General features: G+C 41.3%; 21 protein-coding genes and 3 pseudogenes. 13 read left to right on the forward strand and 11 right to left on the reverse strand.

Annotated elements, in window-relative coordinates; genetic code table 11:
• Positions 1-84 precede the first annotated feature (84 nt).
• Entirely contained in the window at positions 85-3,252 is a 3,168-nt protein-coding gene (locus VB797_RS28045) for an S-layer family protein (RefSeq protein ID WP_323241054.1), read from the forward strand.
• A complete protein-coding gene (locus VB797_RS28050; protein WP_323241055.1) occupies positions 3,249-5,909 on the forward strand; it encodes a CHAT domain-containing protein in 2,661 nt (886 codons plus the stop codon). The genes VB797_RS28045 and VB797_RS28050 overlap by 4 nt, the downstream gene beginning before the upstream one ends.
• Positions 5,910-5,928: 19 nt before the next feature.
• Here the strand turns inward: VB797_RS28050 and VB797_RS28055 are convergent, their stop codons facing one another.
• Positions 5,929-6,147 carry a DUF928 domain-containing protein gene (locus VB797_RS28055; protein WP_323241056.1) on the reverse strand — a complete coding sequence of 73 codons (219 nt, stop codon included), beginning with the start codon at positions 6,145-6,147 and terminating at the stop codon, positions 5,929-5,931.
• 315 nt (positions 6,148-6,462) lie between these two features.
• Between VB797_RS28055 and VB797_RS28060 the strand changes: the two genes are divergently transcribed.
• The 3 genes and pseudogenes from VB797_RS28060 (at position 6,463) to VB797_RS28070 (ending at position 7,636) form a co-directional block, all read left to right on the forward strand.
• Entirely contained in the window at positions 6,463-6,879 is a 417-nt protein-coding gene (locus VB797_RS28060) for a VOC family protein (protein WP_323241057.1), read from the forward strand.
• A 75-nt stretch (positions 6,880-6,954) separates the two neighbouring features.
• The gene (locus VB797_RS28065; RefSeq protein ID WP_323241058.1) at positions 6,955-7,197 is read left to right on the forward strand and encodes a CHASE2 domain-containing protein; all 243 of its coding nucleotides are present in this window, start codon (positions 6,955-6,957) and stop codon (positions 7,195-7,197) included.
• 1 nt (position 7,198) lies between these two features.
• Positions 7,199-7,636 (forward strand): annotated as a pseudogene (locus tag VB797_RS28070) (CHAT domain-containing protein).
• Here VB797_RS28070 and VB797_RS28075 read toward each other — a convergent pair.
• Positions 7,633-8,439, reverse strand: coding sequence for a DUF928 domain-containing protein (locus VB797_RS28075; protein ID WP_323241059.1), 807 nt, complete (start codon positions 8,437-8,439; stop codon positions 7,633-7,635). The pseudogene VB797_RS28070 and the gene VB797_RS28075 sit on opposite strands and share 4 nt — an antisense overlap.
• Before the next feature lie 468 nt (positions 8,440-8,907).
• On the opposite strand from VB797_RS28075, the gene VB797_RS28080 reads away from it, so the two are divergent.
• The gene (locus VB797_RS28080; RefSeq protein WP_323241060.1) at positions 8,908-9,537 is read left to right on the forward strand and encodes an NADPH-dependent F420 reductase; all 630 of its coding nucleotides are present in this window, start codon (positions 8,908-8,910) and stop codon (positions 9,535-9,537) included.
• Positions 9,538-9,881: 344 nt separating this feature from the next.
• Here the strand turns inward: VB797_RS28080 and VB797_RS28085 are convergent, their stop codons facing one another.
• Both VB797_RS28085 and VB797_RS28090 read right to left on the reverse strand, forming a co-directional pair.
• On the reverse strand, positions 9,882-11,090 hold the full coding sequence (locus VB797_RS28085) for an MFS transporter (protein ID WP_323241061.1): 1,209 nt from the start codon (positions 11,088-11,090) through the stop codon (positions 9,882-9,884).
• Positions 11,091-11,227: 137 nt separating this feature from the next.
• Positions 11,228-11,896, reverse strand: a complete 669-nt coding sequence (locus tag VB797_RS28090; RefSeq protein WP_323241062.1) for a Coq4 family protein — start codon at positions 11,894-11,896, stop codon at positions 11,228-11,230.
• Here VB797_RS28090 and VB797_RS28095 point away from each other — a divergent pair.
• A complete protein-coding gene (locus VB797_RS28095) occupies positions 11,895-12,236 on the forward strand; it encodes a hypothetical protein (protein ID WP_323241063.1) in 342 nt (113 codons plus the stop codon). The genes VB797_RS28090 and VB797_RS28095 overlap by 2 nt on opposite strands.
• 42 nt (positions 12,237-12,278) lie before the next feature.
• Here the strand turns inward: VB797_RS28095 and VB797_RS28100 are convergent, their stop codons facing one another.
• On the reverse strand, positions 12,279-13,694 hold the full coding sequence (locus tag VB797_RS28100; RefSeq protein ID WP_323241064.1) for a cytochrome P450: 1,416 nt from the start codon (positions 13,692-13,694) through the stop codon (positions 12,279-12,281).
• 133 nt (positions 13,695-13,827) lie between these two features.
• Here VB797_RS28100 and VB797_RS28105 point away from each other — a divergent pair, with 133 nt between their 5' ends.
• Positions 13,828-14,511, forward strand: a complete 684-nt coding sequence (locus tag VB797_RS28105; RefSeq protein ID WP_323241065.1) for a TetR/AcrR family transcriptional regulator — start codon at positions 13,828-13,830, stop codon at positions 14,509-14,511.
• A 71-nt stretch (positions 14,512-14,582) separates the two neighbouring features.
• Here the strand turns inward: VB797_RS28105 and VB797_RS28110 are convergent, their stop codons facing one another.
• Positions 14,583-15,353, reverse strand: a complete 771-nt coding sequence (locus tag VB797_RS28110; RefSeq protein WP_323241066.1) for an SDR family oxidoreductase — start codon at positions 15,351-15,353, stop codon at positions 14,583-14,585.
• A 94-nt stretch (positions 15,354-15,447) separates the two neighbouring features.
• Between VB797_RS28110 and VB797_RS28115 the strand changes: the two genes are divergently transcribed.
• Complete coding sequence (locus tag VB797_RS28115) at positions 15,448-16,374, forward strand: LysR family transcriptional regulator (RefSeq protein WP_323241067.1); 927 nt, start codon at positions 15,448-15,450, stop codon at positions 16,372-16,374.
• A 330-nt stretch (positions 16,375-16,704) separates the two neighbouring features.
• Positions 16,705-17,888 (forward strand): annotated as a pseudogene (locus VB797_RS28120) (IS630 family transposase).
• A gap of 161 nt (positions 17,889-18,049) precedes the next feature.
• Here VB797_RS28120 and VB797_RS28125 read toward each other — a convergent pair.
• The 4 genes from VB797_RS28125 to VB797_RS28140 form a co-directional block, all read right to left on the reverse strand.
• A protein-coding gene (locus tag VB797_RS28125) for an IS630 family transposase (protein WP_416350944.1) occupies positions 18,050-19,190 on the reverse strand; the annotation gives its coding sequence in 2 pieces (ribosomal slippage) (positions 18,050-18,403 and positions 18,405-19,190; 1,140 coding nt in all).
• Between the two features lie 46 nt (positions 19,191-19,236).
• A complete protein-coding gene (locus tag VB797_RS28130; protein ID WP_323241068.1) occupies positions 19,237-19,620 on the reverse strand; it encodes a hypothetical protein in 384 nt (127 codons plus the stop codon).
• Between the two features lie 105 nt (positions 19,621-19,725).
• Positions 19,726-20,037 (reverse strand): hypothetical protein, encoded by a 312-nt coding sequence (locus VB797_RS28135; protein WP_323241069.1) that lies wholly within the window; start codon positions 20,035-20,037, stop codon positions 19,726-19,728.
• A 2-nt stretch (positions 20,038-20,039) separates the two neighbouring features.
• A complete protein-coding gene (locus VB797_RS28140) occupies positions 20,040-20,843 on the reverse strand; it encodes a hypothetical protein (RefSeq protein WP_323241070.1) in 804 nt (267 codons plus the stop codon).
• A 125-nt stretch (positions 20,844-20,968) separates the two neighbouring features.
• Here VB797_RS28140 and VB797_RS28145 point away from each other — a divergent pair, with 125 nt between their 5' ends.
• Together VB797_RS28145 and VB797_RS28150 are read left to right on the forward strand one after the other, a co-directional pair.
• A complete protein-coding gene (locus VB797_RS28145) occupies positions 20,969-21,199 on the forward strand; it encodes a calcium-binding protein (protein WP_323241071.1) in 231 nt (76 codons plus the stop codon).
• 1 nt (position 21,200) lies between these two features.
• The gene (locus VB797_RS28150) at positions 21,201-21,338 is read left to right on the forward strand and encodes a calcium-binding protein (protein WP_323241072.1); all 138 of its coding nucleotides are present in this window, start codon (positions 21,201-21,203) and stop codon (positions 21,336-21,338) included.
• Positions 21,339-21,389: 51 nt separating this feature from the next.
• On the opposite strand, the gene VB797_RS28155 is transcribed toward VB797_RS28150, so the two are convergent.
• Positions 21,390-22,796, reverse strand: coding sequence for a WD40 repeat domain-containing protein (locus tag VB797_RS28155; protein WP_323241073.1), 1,407 nt, complete (start codon positions 22,794-22,796; stop codon positions 21,390-21,392).
• A 333-nt stretch (positions 22,797-23,129) separates the two neighbouring features.
• Here VB797_RS28155 and VB797_RS28160 point away from each other — a divergent pair.
• A pseudogene (locus tag VB797_RS28160) lies at positions 23,130-23,345 on the forward strand (ATP-dependent helicase); the annotation flags it as partial.

A 23,345-nucleotide genomic window follows, 5' to 3' on the forward strand; every position in this document is an offset into this window, starting at 1 on the left:
AGTAATATGATTAAAAGCTTTTAATAATTCAATATACAAAGAATATATAAATATTTGTTCTGATCTAATATCATAAGGAAGCTGATGAGAAGTGGTAAAAAGATTTGTGGATGGGGTGAAGATAGTATTGTTTTTTGGTCAATTTTAGCTAGATTGTTCCAATTGACCGGAGGATTAGCTATTATCGTATTTCCTCATGTTAGTAACTTAGCCCAAATTACACCTGATACAACTTTAGGCGCAGAAAGTTCAGTGATTACCCCCAATATAAATATAAAAGGTGCTACGGCAGACCAAATTGATGGTGGAGCAATCAGAAATAGTAATCTTTTTCACAGTTTCCGCGAATTTAATATTAAAGATGGACAGCGAGTATATTTCTCAAATCCTACGGGAATAAATAATATTTTGGGTCGAGTTACAGGTAATAATCTCTCGAATATTTTGGGGACATTGGGTGTTAATGGAAACGCGAATTTATTTTTGATTAATCCTAATGGGATAGTTTTTGGTCAAAATGCCAGTTTGGATCTGGGTGGTTCGTTTATAGGGAGTACGGCGAATGCGATTAAGTTTAGTGATAGTACAGAGTTTAGTGCGATCGCGTCCCAAGATAAACCCTTACTAACAGTAACTGCTCCCCTTGGTTTGCAATTTGGGGATAATCTCGGAAGTATTCAGGTACAGGGAAATGGTCAAGGTCAAAGATTCACGTCTGAACTCGTTGAACCTATTGATGCTTTGCGCGTGCAGCCTAATCAAACCTTAGCTTTAGTCGGTGGTAATTTAGCCCTAGAAGGTGGAACCATCAAGACAGCAGGGGGAAGGATTGAATTAGGTAGTGTTGCCGGAAGTGGTGTAGTTAGTTTAACCCCGATAGATACTGGTTTTGCTCTCGGATATGCAGACGTACCAACTTTTGGGGACATTCGATTTTCTGGTGGAGCAGTAATAGATGCAAGTGGTGCTGGTGGTGGTGATATCCAGGTTCAAGGTCGGCGAGTGACACTACAGGATGGTTCGCAAATTGAAGCTAGCACCCTGGGAGCGGAATCGGGAGGAACATTGAATGTCAAGGCTTCGGAGTTAATAGAACTGATAGGAACAACACGTGATGGAGAGTCTTTTAGCGGTTTAGGTGCTTTAGTTTATCCCGGAACGGCAGGCGCAGGGGGCAATATAACAGTAGCAACCGAACAATTGATCGTCCGAGATGGCGCACAGATAGGCTCTGGGACATTTGGTAAGGGGGGTGCGGGGAACTTGTCAGTTTCGGCTCGCGAATCTGTGCAAGTGTTTGGAACCTCAGCAGATGGTCAGTTTCTCAGTATTTTATCTACTTCAGTCAATGAAGGGGCGACAGGTAATGGGGGTAATTTAACCGTGGAAACAAGGCGGTTAATCGTCCGAGATGGCGCACAAATACAAGCTACGACTTTCGGTGAAGGAAATGCGGGGAACTTGTCAGTTTCGGCTCGCGAATTGGTGGAAGTGTTTGGAACCTCAGCAGATGGTCAGTTTCTCAGTATTTTATCTACTTCAACTAATGAAGGGGCGACAGGAAATGGGGGTAATTTAACTGTGGAAACAAGGCGGTTAATCGTCCGAGATGGCGCACAGATAGGCTCTGGGACATTTAGCAAGGGGGATGCGGGGAACTTATCAGTTTCGGCTACCGAGTCGATAGAACTAATTGGAACAACACCAGATTATCAGGTTGTCAGTGGTTTATTTACTTCAGTCGATTCAGGGGTAGGAGATGGGGGTAATTTAATTGTGGAAACAGGGCGGTTAATCGTCCGAGATGGCGCACAGATACAAGCTACGACTTTCGGTGAAGGAAATGCGGGTAACTTGACAGTCTTGGCTCGCGAGTCGGTAGAGCTGATTGGAACCTCATCAGAAGCTCAATCGCAAAGTGGTTTATTTAGTTCAGTCGATTCAGGGGTAGGATATGGGGGTAATTTAACTGTGGAAACGGGGCGGTTAATCGTCCGGGATGGCGCACAGATATTCGCTGGGACATTGGGTGCAGGGGATGCGGGTAGCTTGATAGTCTCGGCTCGCGAGTCCGTGGAAGTGATTGGGGACTCAAGTGGTTTATTTACTTCTTCCGGAGAAGGTGCGACAGGTGATGGAGGCAATTTAACTGTGGAAACAGGACGGTTAATCGTTCGAGATGGCTCACAGATAGGCTCTGGGACGTTGGGTGAGGGAGACGCGGGTACCTTAAGGGTCTCAGCTCGCGAGTCAGTAGAACTAATTGGAGACACAAGCGGTTTATTCACCTCAGTCAATCCAGGTGCGATAGGTGATGGAAGCAATTTAACTGTGGAAACGGATCGGTTAATCATCCGAGATAACGGAGAAATATTTGCTGGAACCTTCGACAAGGGTGATGCAGGTAGCTTGATAGTCTCCGCTCGCTCCGTTGATTTGGACAACCAAGCAGGCATAACCACCCTAGCCAGAAAGGGAAATGGTGGCAATATTACAATGCAACTTCAGGATTTCTTGCTGCTGCGTCGTAACAGTCAAATCTCCTCCACAGCCGGAACCGCACAACAAGATGGTAATGGTGGCAATATTACCATAAATGTACCCAAAGGCTTTATTGTTGCGCCCCCAAATGAAAACAGTGACATCACCGCAAATGCTTTTCAAGGTAGCGGGGGCAAAGTTAATATCAACGCTGCTGGTATATTTGGACTAAAACCTCTGAGTCGTCAAGAAGTGGAGCGCTTATTACAAACAACTGATCCAACAAAATTAAAACCCAATGAGTTACCAACCAGTGACATCACTGCGATTTCCCAAACTAACCCTTCCTTAAATGGTGAGGTAAATCTCAACACACCTGATACTGACCCCAGTCGAGGAATAGAAGAATTACCAATAGATATTGTCGATGTTTCTGGATTAATTAACCAAAATCTTTGCGTTGCATCCCAAGCAAGCGAATTTATTATTACTGGTAAAGGTGGTTTACCTGCTTCTCCATATCAAATTTTTAATGCAGATACTACTTGGGAAGATTGGTTGATATCATCACAACCCCCAACAAAAACCATACCAACAACTAATAATTCATCACCGCAAAAGGGGAAAGCATCTCCAACAATTATTGAAGCCCAAGGTTGGGTAAAAGATGTCAATGGTGATGTGATCTTTACAGCAAAACCAGCTATAGTGACACCTCAAGGTACTTGGTTGCATCCCCAAGATTGTCGGATGTTGAGAGGTGATTCATGAAACGGTTGTTGCGGTTAATTCTACTTACCATTCTCGGATTAATATTTAGCTTGGGGATAGCAGTAGTATTTCCTGTCATTGCCCAAAATCCCCCGAACAAAATTCAGCAAAGTCAACCGCAACCAGTTTTAACGTTAGTACAATCTGGTAAAAAATATTATGATGCGGGTCAATTCTCCACAGCAGCACAATTTTTGCAACAAGCAGCACAAATTTATCAAGCTTCGGGAGATATCGCTCGTCAAGCTCAAACATTAAGTTTAATGTCCTTGGTGGAGCAAAAATTAGGACATTGGCAAGAAGCCAAGACAGCAATTGACACTAGTTTAAATTTATTGGAGAAATTACCATCCGATAAAGAGTTAAACCGCATTCATGCCCAAGTCTGGAATAGTTTCGGACATTGGCAATTAGCACAGGGACAAACAGAAGCTGCTGTTTTAAGTTGGGAAAAAGCTGATAAATTCTATATTCAATCTGGCGATCGCGTTACTATTATTGGTAGCCAGATGAATCAAGCTGTAGCACTACAAGCTTTAGGACTTTACCGTCGTGCAGAGAAACTGTTAACGCAAGTCGAACAACAACTTTACCAACAACCTGACTCCCCTCTCAAAGTCACTGGTTTACTCAATCTTGGTAATATTCGCCGTTTTGACGGGGATTTAGAAAAATCTGAGGAAATTTTAACTCAGAGTTTGACCATTGCCCAAAAATTGCGTTTACCGGAAGCAGAAAGTACAGTTTTGCTCAATTTAGGGAATACAGAATTAGCAATTGCACAACGAGCAGAAGAATTAAAAGATGCCCAACGCTCTGAGCAATATAGCCAAAAAGCATTAGATTTTTATCAAAAAGCCATTGAGATAGCAACTTTACCTACGACAAAAATTCAGGCACAACTTAATTATTTAGCGGCAATAATTGAAACTAAGCAATTTACATTAACTACACCTCTAATTGAAGAAATCACAACTTCAATTAATCAATTACCAGCAAGTAGAGTATCTATTTATGCTCGGATCAATTTTGCTAAAAGCTTGTTGAAAATGTCGGGAACAAGTAAACAAATTATTCAGATACTAGAAACGGCAATTGAGCAAGCTAAAAGTTTAGCAGACCCGCGAGCGAAATCATACACCCTCGGTACTCTTGGTGCTGTGTACGAGCAAGCAGGAGATATTTATAATGCTAAAAAAAATACTCAGTCTGCTTTAGTTATTGCCCAAGCAATTAATGCACCAGATATAAGCTATCAATGGCAATGGCAGATGGGGAGATTGTTGCAAGCAGAAAATTCAACTCAAAAAGCAATTACATATTACACCGGGGCTTTTAAAAATATCAGTGATTTACGCAGTGATTTAGTTGCATTGAATCCAGAAGTGCAGTTTTCCTTTCGAGAAAGTGTCGAACCTGTGTATCGGCAATTAGTTGATTTACTGTTGCGATCGCCTACAGTGGACACTCATGTGCGATCGGCATTACCAAATCGAGATTATCTTATTCAAGCTCGTAAGGTCATGGAAGCGTTGCAATTAGCTGAATTAGATAACTTTTTCGGTGATGCTTGCGCTAAGCCTCAACAGGTAAATATTGACCAGTTAGATTCTCATGCAGCCGTTATTTACCCAATTATTTTACCAAATCGTTTGGAAGTAATTGTTAAATTACCGGGTTCGGATAATTTACGGCATTATGCCAATATGAATATTTCGGAAAGCCAAATTGATGCAGCAGTCACGCAACTGCAAAAGTCCCTCAAACGACGCAGTACGAGTTTACAGCAGCTAAAAACTGAATCGAAACAATTTTATGATTGGTTAATTAAACCTTTTGCATCGGAACTAGAAACCACAAAAACGCGATCGCAAAGCCAGATTAAAACTTTAATATTTGTCCTTGATGGTTCGTTGCGGAATCTTCCAATGGCAGTTTTGCATGATGGACAAAGATACTTAGTCGAAAGATATGCTGTGAGTGTAACCCCCACATTACAGCTACTTGAACCCAAACCCTTACAGAGAGAAGCAGTCAGCGTTTTGATTGCTGGTGCAACTGATGCTCCCAGCTTTAAAAAAGAAAGATTAAGCGCGATTGATAATGTCGCAGTTGAACTAGAAGGAATTAAAGCGAATACTCAACAGAATCAGACGCTGGAAAACCAAGAATTTATTAAGAAAAATCTTCAAGCCAAGATTAATAAAACACCTTTTAATATCGTTCATTTAGCAACTCATGGTAAATTTAGTTCTAATCCCGAACAAACCTATATTCTTGACTGGAACGAACGCATTAATGTCAAAGATTTAGATAAATTACTGCATTTAAATTATCAAAGAACTACTAAACCAATTGAATTATTAATCCTGAGTGCTTGTGAAACTGCAACTGGTGATAAAAGAGCGGCTTTGGGATTAGCAGGAGTAGCGATTCGAGCCGGTGCCAGGACTACTCTCGCTAGTTTGTGGCAAATTAATGATGCTTCTACAGCCGAATTTATGGTGAAGTTTTACCAAGAACTTAATCGTAAACAAATTACAAAAGCGGAAGCTTTAAGAAATACTCAAATTGCCTTTTTAAAAGAATCTACACATAGAGATTACAATCGTCCCTATCATTGGGGTGCATTTATTTTAGTAGGCAATTGGCTTTAATGATTTGTTGACTTCAAATTTATGCTTCCAACAATTGGTTCTTGAGAAATGTTTTATAAATCCAGATTATTTTTGTGAAAAAATCAATCCAAGTTTTTTTGAAAATAAAGTTATTAGGTTCAGTTAAACGTAATTTAGCTAAGTCAGTTATTGCCTCATACCAAATATTGTATTTTGCATAAACCAAAATCTTCTCAAATGGAGTTTTTGCTATTTTTAAATCCTTAGCAAGTTCCACTGAGAGAATTCACTATCATTAGTCACATATAAGTTAACAATTAAATAGTTGTACAAAGGCTGTTATAGTACGAAAAAAGAGAAAAAAAGTATTGATAGTGAAGAAAAATGAAGTATAGATTTTACAAAAAACGATATTTAGATTAGAAAAAAGGATTCTGTTGGAACAAAATGAAGCTGATTTGTAGTATAGTCAACATATAAGTTATGACTGTGCTAAATAATTGTTACGAATTGTTAGTTATAAAGATCACTGGTTGAAACTATTTATAATTTTAGAAAGAAGATTATTAATTAGCATCTTCTGCAACTGACAATGATTGATATTGGACTTACTCATATCGCGCTTCCTGTTTCAAATGTAGAGCGGAGTATCGAATTCTATTCGACCTACGCAGGAATGCAGGTTGTTCATCGGCGCATTGATGCAGAAACAGGTGTTGCCGTAGTTTGGCTCACTGACAATACTCGACCTTTTGTAATTGTTTTAATTCAGACAGATTCCGTACATCCTGTGTTGTCTCCGTTAGCACATCTAGGAATTGGTTGTAAAAGTCGCGAAGAGATGGATGCACTTTGTGAGCAGGCTAGTCAGTCAGGTGTACTGATTGAAGAACCAAAAAACTCTGGATATCCAATCGGTTATTGGGCATTTTTACACGATCCAGATGGTCACACTCTCGAACTATCTTACGGACAGGAAATTGGTTTGACGGTGGCAAAAACTATCTAATTAGTCGCGATTGCGTAATATGTTAGGGACTTCCAAAGAATAAATTATTTCACATCTTAAGCTTACGACCAAATAATGCGATCGCGTCCCCATGAAGGTATGGATAAACGGTTGTTATTAGTGACTATTACAGACAAAGATGTGCAGTCTCAACCGATTACAGAACGTAAAGCTGCTTCTTTATGCGAGCGTGCTTTTGAGCAATTACTGACAAAATTAGAACAAGCAAAACCACGAGCCATCGGTTTGGATATTTATCGGGAATCTTCTTTAGGAGCAGAATACAAAAACTTAGCTGAAAAAATCAAAAATTTTTAATATCGTTCATTTAGCAACTCACGGTAAATTTAGTTCTAGTCCCGAACAAACCTATATTCTGGACTGGAAAGAACGTATTAATGTTAAAGATTTAGACCAATTACTGCATTTGAATTATCAAAGAACTACTAAACCAATTGAATTATTAATCCTGAGTGCTTGTGAAACAGCAACTGGTGATAAAAGAGCGACTTTGGGATTAGCATGAGTAGCCATTCGAGCGGGTGCTAGGACTACTCTCGCTAGTTTGTGGCAAATTAATGATGCTTCTATAGCCGAATTTATGGTGAAGTTTTACCAAGAACTTAATCGTAAACAAATTACAAAAGCGGAAGCTTTAAGAAATACTCAAATTGCCTTTTTAAAAGAATCTACACATAGAGATTACAATCGTCTCTATCATTGGGGTACATTTATTTTAGTATGTAATTGGCTTTAATGATTTGTTGGCTTCAAATTTATGCTTCCAACAATTGGTTCTTGAGAAATGTTTTCTAAATCCAGATTACCATTATTAAACAAGTCAACCCAAGCTTTCTTCAAAGTCGCATTATTTGGCTCACTTAAACGTAATTTAGCTAGGTCAGTTATTGCCTCATACCAAATATTGTATTTTGCATAAACAAAAATCTTCTGTAATGGAGTTTTTGCTATTTTTAAATCTCTAGCAAATTCTACCGATATTAACTTCCTTCGTACAACACCTGTAACAGAAGCAGGAGTTGGTGAATTATTAACATCACTATTCCCAGAACAATTAATATCAAAATACCATCGATATTCTTTACCAACTTTTAAAGCTGGAATGGTTGATGGTAAACTAATACCAACAATCCCAGATTTATTAGGTAACTTTAAATTAGTACGATAAACCTCAATATCCCCATCTTGTAAAGAGAATTCTCCGCTAGTTGCGTCTTGATCGGTATAAGGCAAATAAACCCAAATAGTTGGATAATCCCTAACAGTAAAATAAGATTGATTACCACCAACCATGCGAGTTAGAGGAGGTTTATCCTGCTGAGGAATACAATCACCTCTGCTTCCCGTTCCCTCCTTTCCTGGAGGTGTTCCCCTGCTTGGGGGATCTTTTTCGACTGAAATTAAATTAGTTTCTGCTAGAGATATTGGGTTTTTGGTAACTTCCGTTTGTGCTGATGCAAATAAAATTATTGAATAGCTAGTCCAGCTAACTAATACCCACAGGAAGAAAAATAAACTTTTTGTACGATTTAACAACATTGGCTACATTTTTTATTTATTGTCACATGAACTTTGTAACGGGGAGAATCCCGGAGACAAGATTCACGCCAATATAACTACAAAGTCTAACTGTATTCTTTCAGAAAGCTGGCTGTCAGCTATGGCAAAAAAAGCGATACATAAAAGTGAGCTTGTCTTAACTCGCGTTCAGCCGCACGGAATGAGCCTGTAGGTTAATCATGATTTTCGCTTGGCTACAATTGATAATCCACACACTACAATGTAGTTTAGCAAGTTTTTCAAGCTATGGCTGAACAAGAAAAAATGATTAATAACTCTATAGAAATTAGAAGAAAAAGGTATTTTCAGATCAGTTCGCAAATCGCTCAGCTAGATAATGCACAATTGCTTTCTCTGTTTACCAATAAATGCTAATAGTCATTAGAGAAGTCTAATGTTTAGACGTTCTGAAATATACAACTACAAGCGATCGCAAGGACTCAAATTATGAAAATTGGCATTATTGGCGGCGGTAATATGGCGAATGGCTTAGGCAAGTTCTGGGCAAAGAATGGACATCAGTTAATGTTCAGTTTTTCTCGAAATGAACAAAAGTTAAAAGATTTAGCCGCATCGGTAAGCGACACTGCCCAAGTGGGAACACCTGCGGAAGCTGTACAATTTGCTGATGTGGTTTTACTCGCTGTACCTTGGGTAGCTGTTCCGGAAGCATTGCAAGCAGCAGGTTCGCTCAATGGTAAAATCCTCTTTAGTTGCGTCAATGCCCTCAAACCCGATATGAGTGGGATGGCAGTCGGAACCACGACTTCGGCAGCCGAAGAAATTGCCAAACTAGCACCAGGAGCGCGAGTAGTGGAAGGCTTACCTTTGTTTGCCGAAGTCTTACAATCTGGCGATACAAGCTTCAATGGAACCGAAGCCACGGTGTTTTATTGCGGTGATGATGCAGAGGCAAAAACTGTTGTTGCTGGATTACTCAAGGAAACAGCAGTAGAAGCAATCGACGTAGGCGGACTGAGTACGGCTAGATATATTGAACCCGCGATGATGGTGTTGATTCAGCTTGCTTATGTACAACAAATGGGACAGGTCGCCTTTAGTTTGTTGCGTCGCTAAGACACATAAAAGTCTTTCCAACAGGATTTTGCTGATAGATAAAAGGCGATCGCTTTCTATTTGCTGTTAAGTCTTATTTAGAGCAGAACACAAACTGTTGGAACATTTAATATTTACGCTGTTAGCCATCAATTACAAACTTTGATGTTGAGCCGCGTTAGTGTGATACAGCGATTTCAACTGCCTTCATCTCACAGTCCTTTCTTTTTCATGCCCGATCGCTTAGTTGCTTGTCTCACGCAAATATGATGCTAGTCTCGAACATATTGGGAAACTCATTCTCAAAACTTTAGGTGTCACCTGAGCAGTAACTGCGAGGCGGTTCTGCTCCTGCTTGAAAGATTTTATCTAGAACGATCGCTGGTTTGGCTCAGGGATGAAACTAGAGCAGTCAGCAGCATCATCATACCTGCTGATACAAATAAACCTGTCAAGTTTATTTCCAGCAACACTCCTGAAATTGCCTGAGAAAATGGATCAAGCGCGATCGCAGCAAACATAACTAAACTCATCATTCTTCCTTGCATATAAGTTGCAGTCTGCTGTTGTAACCAGGTGAGTCCTAGCACCCCCACAATGCCACCACCCACACCCATTAGAGCAATGACTACTGCTGCCATCCAAGCCTGTTGCATGAATCCCAGTAAAATTAATCCTACACCAAGACTACAGGCAAGCAGAACTAAAGGTGTTTTGAGATTTTTAATAGCACTCAAGCGGCTGGCAATCAAAACTCCCAGTAATGCTCCAATGCCGTAGGCAGATTGCAAGTAACCAAACATAGTGGCACTGCCGCCAAAACGTACCGTCACCAGTTCAGCAACGCCAATGACGATTGGACCTAAAATTGCGAAGTTGATCGTGGCAATCAGCAGCAAGCTGATCCGAATCGCAGGCTGTTTCCACGCATAGCGAAGACCTGCCATAATTTCTCCAGCTAATGCACCTGTGCTGAGTTGATCGCCCGTCCATGATCGCCGTCGAATTCGTACCCAGTAAATAAAGCCACTCCCGACCGTAAGCAGTACCATGTTGATTGTAAAAGCGATCGGTAAACCCAGCGCACCAATGATGATTCCAGCCGCCGCCGGTCCAATGACGTTGGTAATTTGTTCGCTTCCTTGCATCCAAGCATTTGCCTGTCTTAAACGAGGTTTGCTTATTACCTGGGGAACCAAAGCAAGAATCGCGGGATACAAAAAAGCTTCTGATAAGCCAAACAGGGCAGCAATAAGAACCGCAGTACCCAGTTGAAAGACATCGAAAAATAGCAGCACCGCAACCAGTCCGATCAAAACGGTATTGACCGATGCGGCAATAGCAGCAACAGAGTTCGTTGGCAAGCGATCGCCGATCGCCCCTCCGATTAGCATGAAAATTCCGCGTGGAATTGCGGCTGCCATCAATACGGTGCCAATCGCCAAACCTGAACCCGTTTTTTCCAGTATCAGCCAGGTTAATGCTACAAACCAGAACTGAGACGCACAGAGAATAAAAGTCTGTCCTAACCAAAGCAAACGAAAGTTGGGCAGTTGCAATACAGAGCGCAACATAATTTACCTCACTACAACTCGGCACTGAAAATCTGAAAACTAAACTTTAGCTGTAGTTAGACAAGTCAAAAGGTTAGGTTTGAGAGAAGATTTGGGTGCTAATCTAGCGCATCCCTACGAACACACACTCCCACGTCCTAACTAGTAAGGCTATGTGTATAAAAATTCTGAGCAGGCTGAATGTTCAACTCTGTTTGCCATTGTGTTACGGGTTTATCCCACGCCTCTTCCCACTTTTGGGCGAATAAAGCCTGAGATGTTTCGCCCATCTGCCAACCCTGGGCGATCGCGTTTAGCAAGGATGGCAATTGTTTTGGATCGAACAAAGTGCTAGCCATCAAACTATTGGCAATCAACATTGTCGCCAATGGGTAAGGAAACTGAGGGAGATGAAATGCCTGCAAGCCAATTTCACCGATCGCGGAAGTATCAAATCCAGTGATGATATGCCAGATATCGTGAGTTTGGCTTAGTCGTAGTTCCACATAGTGAGCATCCGACTTGGCAGTCATCCCGGCGTGTAAATTCGGGTCAAATCCTGATTTTTTCATAGCTGTGGCATAGATATAGCCTAGGGAATTTTCAGGATAGGTAAGTAATTGATCGAGGTCATGGGCAGGGGGAATATAGCGATCGCAAATCAGTTCAACACAAGCAGGATCGCGGTTTAGATGTTGAGCCGCCAAATCAAAAGCAGGGGTTTCCAACAAAGCGTATGACATCTCACCGACTGATTGCAGGCTCTCGTCACCCGCCAGCATGGCAAAGAAAGACTTAAAAATCAGCATTATTTGAACGACTTTCATGATCAAAACCTCTAGAGAATCAAGAAGAAATCAACTGACTGAGCGCCATCCATCAATCTTGGAAATCATCTATTTACCACAGCAATTCATTGAGCAAAGCGTAAACATCCGCGAAGTTAATTTTGCTCATCGCGCTCATATAGCGGTTTTTTGCATTGGTGCGATCGACACCCGAAGTTGTCAGCAGGTTGAGCAGTGCGATCGCCAGAGTAATCCAGGGGTAGAATTTGTAGCGCAGAAAGCGAAACCCAACAAAGTAGCACTTGATAAAACACGAGCAACTCATAATTGCATCCCAACAATTTTAGTAAAACACTTTGATGGTAAATTCTTGATTTAATACTCGCGAGTTAAAAATCAAGCGTCTGAAAATTTGATGAATCTAGGTTTTTTTCAGCACAACTTGAATGCCATGTTTTGGGCGTAATGTAATGGAAGGCTGAAGCTCTATCGTCTGGTCGGGAATCAGCACTAACTCAAAGGTTTGAGCAATTGTTGCTAAAATTAACACAGCTTCCATCTGGGCAAAACTTTTGCCAATACAGATGCGTGGACCATCGCCAAAGGGAAAATAAACGCCCCGTGGCAATCGCTTCTCTAGATCATCCGTCCACCGTTCTGGGTTAAACGCCTCTGGCTCGGTAAAGTAACGCGGATTACGGTGCATCACCCACTGACTGGCAATCAACGTGGTGCTTTTTGGAATCGAGTAGCCGCCAATTTCGCAATCTTGCGTTGCCTCCCGACTAATATCCGTCACGGGTGGATAAAGCCGCATGGCTTCTTTGACCACTCTATGTGTGTAAGACAACTGAGGTAAATCAGCGATCGTTGGGGTGCGCCCATTCAGCACTGTTTTTAATTCCTCAGTCAGTTTCTCGCCTACTTGGGGATGGTTCGCTAACAGCATCCATACCCAGGACAAAGTGTTTGCTGTGGTTTCATGCCCCGCCAACATTAACGTAGCTACTTCATCGCGCAATTGTTGATCGCTCATGCGGCTACCATCGTCAGTATCTTGTACCTGCATCAACATTCCCAGTAAATCATCACCTTCCGATCCACTAACCCGACGATGAGCGATCATGGCATACACGGTTTCATCTAGCAGCGCGATCGCCTCTCGGTAGCGGCGATTGTCATCACCATTAGATACATCGCCCAACCCAAGCACTTGAAGCGATCTCGCCACAGCCTTCATTCCACAATTGATCCAGGCTTGAATATTGTTGGAATTGGTACTAGCTTCAGAGTCTTCATATATTTCCCTTGATGTATACCAATGCATTGCTTCATCTAAGGCATGAGATACATGACTTGCTTCCCTGTCTGTTACGTCTTGGTCAAAGATCGTCTTCATCACAATGTTGAGCGTTAGCCGCATCATCTCATCATGCACATCGACAACCTTGCCTTCGTACCAAGTTTGTAACATCTGTTGTGTATAGTCCACCATCACGGCACCATAAGAATTGATGCGTTGCTGATGAAAAATAGGTTGAGTCAGCCGTCGCTGCCGTTGCCAGAAATCTCCTTCACTCGTGAGCAAACCATTGCCAAGTAACCCTCGCAGAATACGTAAGTCTTTCGCCTTAATAAACAACGATCTATCTTTAAGAACTTCGGTGATATGGTCGGGGTTGGTAAGCAGACAAAATAACTCTCCTTCAAACCGTAATGGAACAATCTCCCCAAATTCACGGACACAGCGAGTCATAAACCCTAACGGGTCTCGATTATATTCCGTGAGGGCTTGATTCGCTTTAGGGCTAGGTAAGGTCGCTAGATTTTGACTCATTGCCATTTCCTCTATGATAGACTGGGTTGAGATATGAGTAAAGCTCACTTATTTAAAATACGAGTATCAATCATGTTTTGTCAACCCAAATGTGAGTATCACTCATTTATTTTCAGAGGTACAACCCCAATACATGGCTACGAATTCATCAAAACCGTCTGGAATGCGCCGTCAACCCCGCCAAGCTCGGAGCCAAGAGCGGGTCAAGCAAATTTTGGATGTGGCGGAACAGATGTTTATTTCTGAGGGCTACGATGCCACGACGACCAATGCGATCGCTGCTCGTGCCAAAGTGCCGATTGGGTCGCTCTACCAGTTTTTTCCTGATAAGGCGGCAATTGTACAAGCGTTAACAATGCGCTACATGGAGCTACTCCACCAGCGCTTTGCCTCTCTGCACACTTCTGAAACCGCCGTTCTTCCTTTATCAAGCTATGTTGATCGGGTGATTGACGCTACCGATCAATTCTTTACCGATCATCCTGGCTATTACGCTATCTTCATGCAAGTTCAAAACAAAATCCCGGAACTGGAGGCGATTGAAACTGCCGCCGATGCCCAATTAATCCATGAGTTAGCAACATTTCTATCATTACGCACTTCAAATTTAGAGCAGGCTAATTATGAAGCGATCGCGTTTGTGTTAGTGAAGGCGATCGGGACATTGCTGTGGTTGGCTCTTAGTCAGGAGCAACCCTTTCGCCAGCAGCTTGCGATCGAGACAAAACGTTTGACGTTGAGCTATCTACAAAGCTATTTTCCTTCGGGTGAAATGCCACCTAACACTTCACGGCAGCGGACGGAAGAAAGCTCTTAGTAGTCCGCTAAACTAACGAAGGCAGGGTTAAGTGGAAGGGTAAAAGGGTAAAAGCGTTCAAATTTATTCAATTACCAAGGCAGCGCCACTGCACCCCCAAACTTCCGCATTTCGGCAAAAAACTGACCTTGTACGCCACCCTCTGGGAGTGTTGCTAGATATACAGCCGTTTCCGCGCCTTCATCCGCTGTGAACGGCGCATTAGAGCCACCCATGTCGGTTTGCATCCAGCCAGGAGAATAGGCATTCACCAAAATATTGCTGCCCTGGAGTTCCTTCGCCCAGAGTGCCGTTAGACCATTCAGCCCAACTTTGGAAAGGCGATAGGACGGAGCCAAAGGATAGTAATCGCTGCCCATAGAGGAGATGGAAGCCATTTCAGTAGACACATTGACAATTCGTCCGTAGTTTTGTGCTTTCATCAATGGCATAAGCGCTTGGGTGATGCGAGCAACGGCTAAAACATTCGTTGTCAGGGTTGCCAGCATCGTTTCCATTTGAACCGTGAGCAGGCTGGATTCTTCTGGCTGCATGGTGGGGTTAACGCCCGCATTATTGACCAAAATATCGACTTTACCGTAAGTTTGCTGCAACCAGGTCGTGAACTGTTGCACGCTGATATCGCTTGTGACATCTAGCGCATGAAAATCGACTTGAATATTTTCGCTGGATAGACGCTTTTGAGCGGCTAAACCATCTTGTTCCTGACGACTCGTCAACACAACCCGAATATCCTCTTGCTGAGCTAGCTGACGAGCGATACTCCCGGAGGGAGTGGCTGTCGCCAACGCGTAGCCTAATCCTTTGTAACTACCCGTGATTACGGCGACTTTCTGTGTCATGTTCGTCAAATTCCTTTGAATAAATTAGGTACATCATTAAATGTAATAACCCCTAAACTATTAAACAAGATGATATTTTAGATAAATAGTATCAATGAAATCAATAAATTTAGCGGCGATTGATTTGAACCTGTTGGTTGCTTTTGAAGCCCTCCTCGAACAGCACAGTGTTACAAAAGCTGCCGAACAGCTTCAGATCGGTCAGCCTGCGATGAGTGCAGCGCTCAGTCGTCTGCGTGTTTTGTTTGAAGACAAATTGTTTGTGCGGTTAGGGCAGCAGATGCAACCAACGCTCAAAGCCCAATCAATTGCCCCAGGCATCTTGGCAGCATTGCAACATATCCGCCAAACTGTCACTGCCAGTCACTCCTTTGTGCCAAGTTCTAGCGATCGCACTTTTGCCATTGGTAGTTCAGATTACACCAGCTTTGTCTTGATGCCATCGCTGCTTAAGTATAGTCATCAAGCGTCCCCATTCATCAACTTTCGGATGATTGGATTTGAAAAAGACAGTGTGGGAGATTTGCTAGAGCAAGGGGCGATCGATGTGGCTTTGGGTGTTTTCCCTGTGCCGCCCCGACAAACCCAATGGGAACCCATCTTTGAAGAGCGATTTGTAGGAATTGCCCGTCAAGGACATCCGGCACTCAAGCAGGGAACCATGTGTTTGGAAACTTTTACCCAGCTTTCCCATGCCCTTGCAACCCTACGTCGAGATACCACAGGCGCAATCGATAAGGCGTTGAATGAACAAAACCAGAAGCGTCGGATTGCATTCACAACCCCGCATATGATGGTTCTACCGTTTGCGATCGCATCTAGTGATTTAGTCGCAGCAGTTCCCCGTCGCATCGCCCTCCGGTTGGCAAAGGTCTGTAATCTAACAATGTTTGAACTGCCAGTCAAAACGAACCGATGGACGGTTTCGATGCTGTGGAGTACGCTGAGCGATCAAGATGAAGCCAATTGTTGGTTACGCAGTGCAATCAAGATGATTTCTCAAAACGTTGAGACAACCTAAGCCGAAAAGAGTCGAACGGTAGCATTTTCTACGGCAGTGACAAATCGGCTTGCTATTGTGTTTACAACTCAAAGTACAATTATTAACTAGTATTCCACCACATTAATTTTGCGGGGTAAGATATTGGTAGTGGGAGCGTCCCGCTCCCTCCTATTAACTAGCGAGCGGGACGCTCGCACTACGTTAACCCCTCATAACTTATGTGGTCAAGTACTAGTAGTCCATTTCATTTGTTTTGATGGCTTTTTATTCTATACTACTTATAGCAGCAATGTGAACTTTTAAGTTCACGAGCAGATTGCGATCGCCAGTCAGATGGGTGTACTTACTATGAAGCATAAAATTGATCTTAGTGCAGAACAAAAGCAACAACTACTTGATATTGTAAAAAAAGGTTCAAGTAGTGCTAGAGAAATTCGTAGAGCGCATACCCTATTAATGGCAAGTGATGGTAAAACAGATAAAGCGATATCTGAAACTTTACATATATCAATCCCAACTGTTGAAAGAACTCGTAAAAAATTCTGTTTAGAAAATTTAGAAACAACGCTTAGAGAACGTCCACGTAGTGGTAAGCCAGCGAAGCTAACAAGTTCAGCAGAGGCATATTTAATCGCAACAACTTGTAGCAATCCACCAAGTGGTTATGCTCGTTGGACTTTAAAAATGTTAGCAGATAAACTAGTGAATTTAGAAGTCGTTGATGCTGTGAGTGAAAGTACAGTTTTTCGCACGTTAAAAAAAACGAATTAAAGCCTTGGTTAAAGCAACAATGGTGTATTCCTAAAGTGAGTTCGGAGTTTGTCTCTAAAATGGAAGATGTACGCTTATCTATACGCTCAACCATTAGACCCAATACGTCCATTAGTATGTTTCGATGAAAAACTATGCCCATTAATAGAGGATGTTTATGACTCTATCCCACCTGCCCCTAAAATCGAAAATAAACCAGGTAAAAAAGAAAAAATTGACTATGAATACGAGCGTAATGGAACTTGTAATTTGTTCGCATTTTTTGCTCCATATTTAGGATGGAGACACATCAAAGTTACTAGTAGAAGAACCAAAATCGACTTTGCGTACTGCATGAAAGAACTAGTTGATATTCATTTCACTGATGCCGAAGTAATTCGATTAGTCATGGATAATTTGAACACTCATACAATCGCTTCTTTATATGAAGTATTTACCCCCTTATATGCCAGAAGAATCGCCAAGAAATTAGAGATTCACCATACACCCAAACATGGCAGTTGGTGAGCCAGTGCGTTGGGCGGGTTCCCCGACTTGAAGCAACTGGCGAACCCGAAGGGTTAAATATGGTTGAATCTGAGCTATCTGTACTTGCGCGGCAATGCTTAAATCGACGAATTCCGAATGTCGAAACCTTAGAAAAAGAAGTTTCCATTTGGGAGGGCGATCGCAATAATAATAAAGTTTGTGTAGATTGGCGTTTTCGTACAGAAGATGCTAGGAATAAGCTATCTAAGATTTATCCAACCCATCAGAACTAATGAAAAGGACTACTAGTAGTCTGTCACATTAACTTTGATGGGTAATAAATTCGTAGTGCGACCATCTTGGTCGCTCGTTACAACCAGCGAGCGGGCTAAAAGCAACGAGCGAGCGAGACGCTCGCACTACGTTAACCCCTCATAACTTATGTGGTCAAGTACTAGTAGTCTGTCACACCAACTTTGACGGGTGAAATATCTGGATATAGTCGCCCCATTTTATTGCGTGCATCAGTAGTTGTAAAGCGCCAATTAATACCTATACACTGACTATTCCGTTCTTCCTCCCAAGCTGCTATTTCGTGAGATAATGTTTCAACATCAGGGATTCGTCGCTCCAAACATTGACGAGATAAAACTGAAAGTTCAATTTCAACTTGGTTGAGCCATGAACCATGCTTTGGTGTGTAGTGAAACTCCAATTTTTGGACAATTCGACGTGCTTCAGATGGCTCAAATACTTCATATAATGCTGCCCGACTATGAATATTCAAGTTGTCAACTACCAAACGAATAACGTGACTCATGGGGCAAGTGAACATCTACTAAGTCCTTGATCTGGAGAGCAAAGTCTCTTTTAGTGCGTCGTTGTGTAACTTCAATATGACGCCAACCAGCAGAAGGCTGAATCATTGCAAATAAATTTACACAACCATTACGTGTATATTCGCAGTCATATCGTAATGGTTGTCCTGGTTCGGGTGGTAATGGTTCTCTAACATCCTCTAACAATGCGTATGGACGTTCGTCAAAACAGACTACAGGGCGTTTTGGGTCATATGGTTCATTGTATAGATCAAGCAGGTCTTCCATCCGTAAAACATACTCGGCATCAACAGTAGGTATACACCACTGTTCTTTCAACCAAGGTTTTACAGAATGTTTGTTCAAGGTTCGCCGTACTGTTTCATGACTGATTGAATCTATAATTCCCAGGTGAACTATTTTCCCTGCTAACAATCTCAAACTCCAACGTGCATTCCCGTTGAATGGATTTGAACATGCAGTGGCGATTAAATGTGCTTCTTGCTTGAGGTCTAATCTAGTTGGTTTAGGTGGATGTGGTTTCTCCTCGATAACCATATCTAAACCACCTTGAACATATTTTGCACGAGTTCGTTCAACTGTTGATACGCTCACGCAAAGCGTTGTCGCAATCTCAGAATCAATACATCCGCTCGAACTCATTAACAATATTCGTCCACGAGTTACAACCCTTGCCTTGTTTCTTCCAGACCTAATTAGCGATCGCAATTTTTCAACTTCTGGTTCGCTTAAATTTACGGTATACTTTTTACTCATAAGCTTCAGCCTCAAGCACCCGAAAATAACCTACCACAAATTGAATCTACCCGTCAAAGTTGATGTGACAGACTACTAGTATTCCACCAAGGGAAGTTTGCAGGGTAATTTTATTTCCACTACTCCTCCCAAACCTGCTCCCTACTCCCTCACCCAAGCTGCAAAGTTGGCTTGGTAGACTACTAGGAGTACAAAGTTTTTTAGAAACCAAACGCACCAGACATTTCAGGTGAATGTGCGAATAATCCGCCAACATATAAACCTTACTTAAAGTTTTTAAAAAACAACAACACTGCTGTTGAGGAAGAAGAATATGATGAACCGTTAAGGTATTGTCGTTACTTCCAGGGCTGATTTCAATTCTGGCTTTAGTAACACCTTCTGCCAGAGTGACTTGGAATCCAACCACAGCATCTTTTTCACGCACCACTGCAAAGTTGGTAATGTTGTGGCAGCGCGTACTTCAACGACAAGTATTGATTAATCAAGAACAGTACCCATAAATATCAAAATCAAATAATTTTTATAAATATTTCTACTTCTCTAACAATCCTGCTTTGTGCAACCGCGATATTAACCCAGGACGTTTACTATAATCTTTTTGTATTTTATTGATGCTTGTTTGAAACTCTTCTAACTTTCCTTGATACTCAGCCAAATCCCGTAAATCAATCAAACTAGCAACAGCTTGGTCATAGGGTTTCGCTTGCTTAAGTGCAATTGCTTCAAATACCTGCTCCCATACTTTATCTACTTTTTTCGCTAATGTTTCTAATTTTTGTATCTTAGTTTGACGTTCTAATTCTCCTTCTTTTTCAAGTCGTTGATTGGTTTCTTTCTCTGCCAATCCTAATAATTGGGATAAAGTACGTCTGCTGGTATTACTATTAACATTGACTCTCTTTTACCCGTTAACTCTCTTAGTCGGTGAGTTAGCTGTATGCCAAGATGAGATTCACCTTTGAGGAGTCGAACTAAAAAATCATTTCTTTCTCGTTCGCTCAATTTTGGTATCAAATCTTCCAATTCCCCTTCCTCTTGTTGGAATTCACTAGCTGTAACCGAAGAAGCAATCAAATCTTGATCAATTTCAAAAAACTCAATGAAAGATGAAAGCGAACCTGATAAATTATCCAAATTAGGAGGTACCGAAGGTTCGAGTAAATCTTCTTCTTCACAATCAAAATGAATCGTCGCAGCTTTTAGCCAAGCAAGATATAAACACCGATAATCACCTTGCAATATTTTATCCCGCAGCGATACCATACCAGACAAACAACCTTCACCACTTTCTATCCAACCGCTAATATCTTCGTCCCTGATATTGATGTCTAAAATTACAGAATTGCGCTTCGTTGAAACTGTAATATAATCTTCTAAGCAATAAGGTTCTAGTGCTGCAACATCTATTAAAGATTTGGGGAAACGAAACATCAATTGACGCGAACCCCAATTAGCCATATACAGCATGATATCGAAGCATTTCTCTAGAACTTCTTGGGGATTACCACGAAAGTCTCCGTAATTGTAAACAAATGTTGCTTGATTAGACGTTATGTGTACTCGACTAGAAAGACTTTCAATATCAGCTTTTTCTGTAGCAGTTAGCGGTTTATCTAATGCTAGGAACTCGTAATATTGGTATTCGCTCACAGCACCCTTCCTAAATTTATCTCCATCAATTAAATTTTAAACATAAATGTATTCAAAGATGGGAAAATAATGGAAGATATTTTAATTAAATACTGTAACAAAACCGATCAGTGGAGATAAATTTTATGTCCGATATAGCACCAGATAAAAGTCGAGAAGAACGCATTGACATGGAAGTTGTTGTCGATGCTTACAACGAAGATGAAAGAGTAATGGGATGGTACTATTACTTGGAAGACAAGCTAGAATTTCCTTTCCAAGCTAAGTGGGTGAATCGTCAGCGTCCCCAAGGGAAGGAAATTGAGGTAGTAGAAATGTCACCGTCAGACGAATGTATGCGCTGTCCGGTTTGTTGAGGTGCGGTACAGAGAAGGGGAAGTTGATGATATATTTTCTGCACGTCTTGAAGATATTCATCCGATTGAGGTTGATGAAGAAACGGCGGAAGCTACGGCTGATTGGCATTATTGGGTAGATATGGGATACGAATTTTAACTAATGTCGGCATATCTTCTAAGGTTTTCTTATCAAAATACTAAGCTTCATTTAATAATTAACCGCCGAGATGCCAACAAACAGATCATAAGTAGCATTACCACGGGTTCCCCCGACTGAAATCTGATAACTATTAGATTCAGATGTTGGTAACTTACCATGCCAAACTCTTGTGTCTTGTCCTTCTGCGGTATCGGGAACTTCTCGCCATATACCCCCTTGTTTATAAGACAATTGGAATACAGCATTATTTTCAATCGAAGCTATAGCAATGGAAGTCTGCTGTCCGGGTTGAGCATTAAAGTAATACTTGTCACGCTCTCCACGGATCACACTATTTGAAACTACCGTAGATATTTTGTCTTTATCAAAAGTGAGATTAAATGCTCTACTACCACTATTACTTGTAGATTCATTTAACGACCAAATAGTTACCGAACCTCCATTTTGACCACCACTACTAACAAGAGTTTTGGAATCGGGAGCGAAAGTGAGAGAATAAGTATGATCGGGAGAAAAAAGAGTACTGAGCTTCTTGCTTGTGGACACACTCCAAATTTGAATTTCCGAACCAAATCCCCCAACAGCTAGAGTTTCAGAGTCAGGACTAAAAGCGATCGCATGGGGTCGATTAATTCCAATATCTAAAGTTTCAACAGCTTCCCCCGTCTCCAGGAGCCAAATTTTCACCGTTTGATCGTTGAAATACCCAGCTAGTTTCTTACCGTCAGGACTGATAGCTAAAGAATTAACCCCACCGACACTATCAGCAGCGATACTGCGAATTAATCTACCTGTATTCAAGTCCCAAAGCTTGATTTGTTCATCACCAAAACTTCTACTAGCAATTATCTTGCCATTAGGACTAATTGCTACAGAAACAACATTACCAGAATGGGCTTTGATAGAACGAATTAATTTGCCATTTCTATTCCAAAGTGAAATACCATCACCATCCCCACTAGCAAGTATTTGACCGTCAGGACTCCAAACTACTGCATATACTGGCTTAGAGTTTCTTAAAATATTCTTTAATTCACCATTCCGATTCCAAAGTTTGATGGTACCATCCACACTGCCACTAGCAATAGTATTATCATCTGGGGCAATCGCAATGGACTGAACCCAATTGGAATGTGCGGATAAAGTACGAATTAATTTTCCCGTATCTCGCGACCAAAACTGCACTTCTCCTTGATCATCACCGCTAACAATTATTTGACTATCCCGACTGACTGCTACAGAACGAGCTATCTTCCACTGACCGGGAGCGACTAGAATTTTTTTATATGGTGTTTGATTCTTCAGTTGCTTGGTATTAGCGGCTGAGGAATATTTGGCATCAGTATTTTTCTCAGTTACTAATGTAGACGCTGAGGTATTTGAATTAACAAATGTGATGTTGAGGATGGCGCTAACAGCAACAGATGTAAATAGCTTCAAGGATTTTTTATACATAAAATTTATTTTAAACTAAGATGTTCTCTAACTTATATACAGCCAGGGTTTGAGGAATTACTGAAAATGTGTTTCTTTTTGGGATTACTAAAGGCGAAAACTTTAACCAATGGGAGGTCTACCTAAATACACCATCACTATACAAGCTAAAATAGTGTAAAAAGCGACACAATCAAGTTACATTTTTATTTTATAGTTTTATTACTTCAGCAAAAGTTAATCTAGATTCTCAAACAGCTTTTAGGCGTTTGGTTAAGCTAAAGAGTTGTATCAAAAGTAATCGGAATCTATTTTTTCTGCCAAAATTAAAATTAGTACCATTTTAAATTTCAAATGACTGATAGTTATTCGCTGAAATTTGAAGATTCACAAGCTGCCTATGCTCTCAAAAACCGCCAATTTAGCTCATATGAAAGCTATGAAGCCAGACTGTCCCTATTTAATTTATCTATATTGGCTGACTACGACCAATTAGTATGTCTGGCGGAACTTTACAATATTGACAAACACTGGTACCAAATTGAAACTGCCAAGAAAGTTATCAAACAG

The sequence above is a fragment of the Rivularia sp. UHCC 0363 genome, from assembly GCF_034931125.1.
Classification (GTDB): Bacteria; Cyanobacteriota; Cyanobacteriia; order Cyanobacteriales; family Nostocaceae; genus Rivularia.

What these genes read in the sequence shown, in the direction of transcription:
- VB797_RS28050 (WP_323241055.1), top strand. Translation starts at nt 3,249, where the DNA reads ATGAAACGGTTGTTGCGGTTAATTCTACTTACCATTCTCGGATTAATA.
- VB797_RS28155 (WP_323241073.1), bottom strand. Translation starts at nt 22,796, where the DNA reads ATGTATAAAAAATCCTTGAAGCTATTTACATCTGTTGCTGTTAGCGCC.
- VB797_RS28045 (WP_323241054.1), top strand. Translation starts at nt 85, where the DNA reads ATGAGAAGTGGTAAAAAGATTTGTGGATGGGGTGAAGATAGTATTGTT.
- VB797_RS28095 (WP_323241063.1), top strand. Translation starts at nt 11,895, where the DNA reads ATGATCAAAACCTCTAGAGAATCAAGAAGAAATCAACTGACTGAGCGC.
- VB797_RS28110 (WP_323241066.1), bottom strand. Translation starts at nt 15,353, where the DNA reads ATGACACAGAAAGTCGCCGTAATCACGGGTAGTTACAAAGGATTAGGC.
- VB797_RS28060 (WP_323241057.1), top strand. Translation starts at nt 6,463, where the DNA reads ATGATTGATATTGGACTTACTCATATCGCGCTTCCTGTTTCAAATGTA.
- VB797_RS28090 (WP_323241062.1), bottom strand. Translation starts at nt 11,896, where the DNA reads ATGAAAGTCGTTCAAATAATGCTGATTTTTAAGTCTTTCTTTGCCATG.
- VB797_RS28115 (WP_323241067.1), top strand. Translation starts at nt 15,448, where the DNA reads ATGAAATCAATAAATTTAGCGGCGATTGATTTGAACCTGTTGGTTGCT.
- VB797_RS28100 (WP_323241064.1), bottom strand. Translation starts at nt 13,694, where the DNA reads ATGAGTCAAAATCTAGCGACCTTACCTAGCCCTAAAGCGAATCAAGCC.
- VB797_RS28075 (WP_323241059.1), bottom strand. Translation starts at nt 8,439, where the DNA reads ATGTTGTTAAATCGTACAAAAAGTTTATTTTTCTTCCTGTGGGTATTA.
- VB797_RS28065 (WP_323241058.1), top strand. Translation starts at nt 6,955, where the DNA reads ATGCGATCGCGTCCCCATGAAGGTATGGATAAACGGTTGTTATTAGTG.
- VB797_RS28080 (WP_323241060.1), top strand. Translation starts at nt 8,908, where the DNA reads ATGAAAATTGGCATTATTGGCGGCGGTAATATGGCGAATGGCTTAGGC.
- VB797_RS28145 (WP_323241071.1), top strand. Translation starts at nt 20,969, where the DNA reads ATGTCCGATATAGCACCAGATAAAAGTCGAGAAGAACGCATTGACATG.
- VB797_RS28085 (WP_323241061.1), bottom strand. Translation starts at nt 11,090, where the DNA reads ATGTTGCGCTCTGTATTGCAACTGCCCAACTTTCGTTTGCTTTGGTTA.
- VB797_RS28105 (WP_323241065.1), top strand. Translation starts at nt 13,828, where the DNA reads ATGGCTACGAATTCATCAAAACCGTCTGGAATGCGCCGTCAACCCCGC.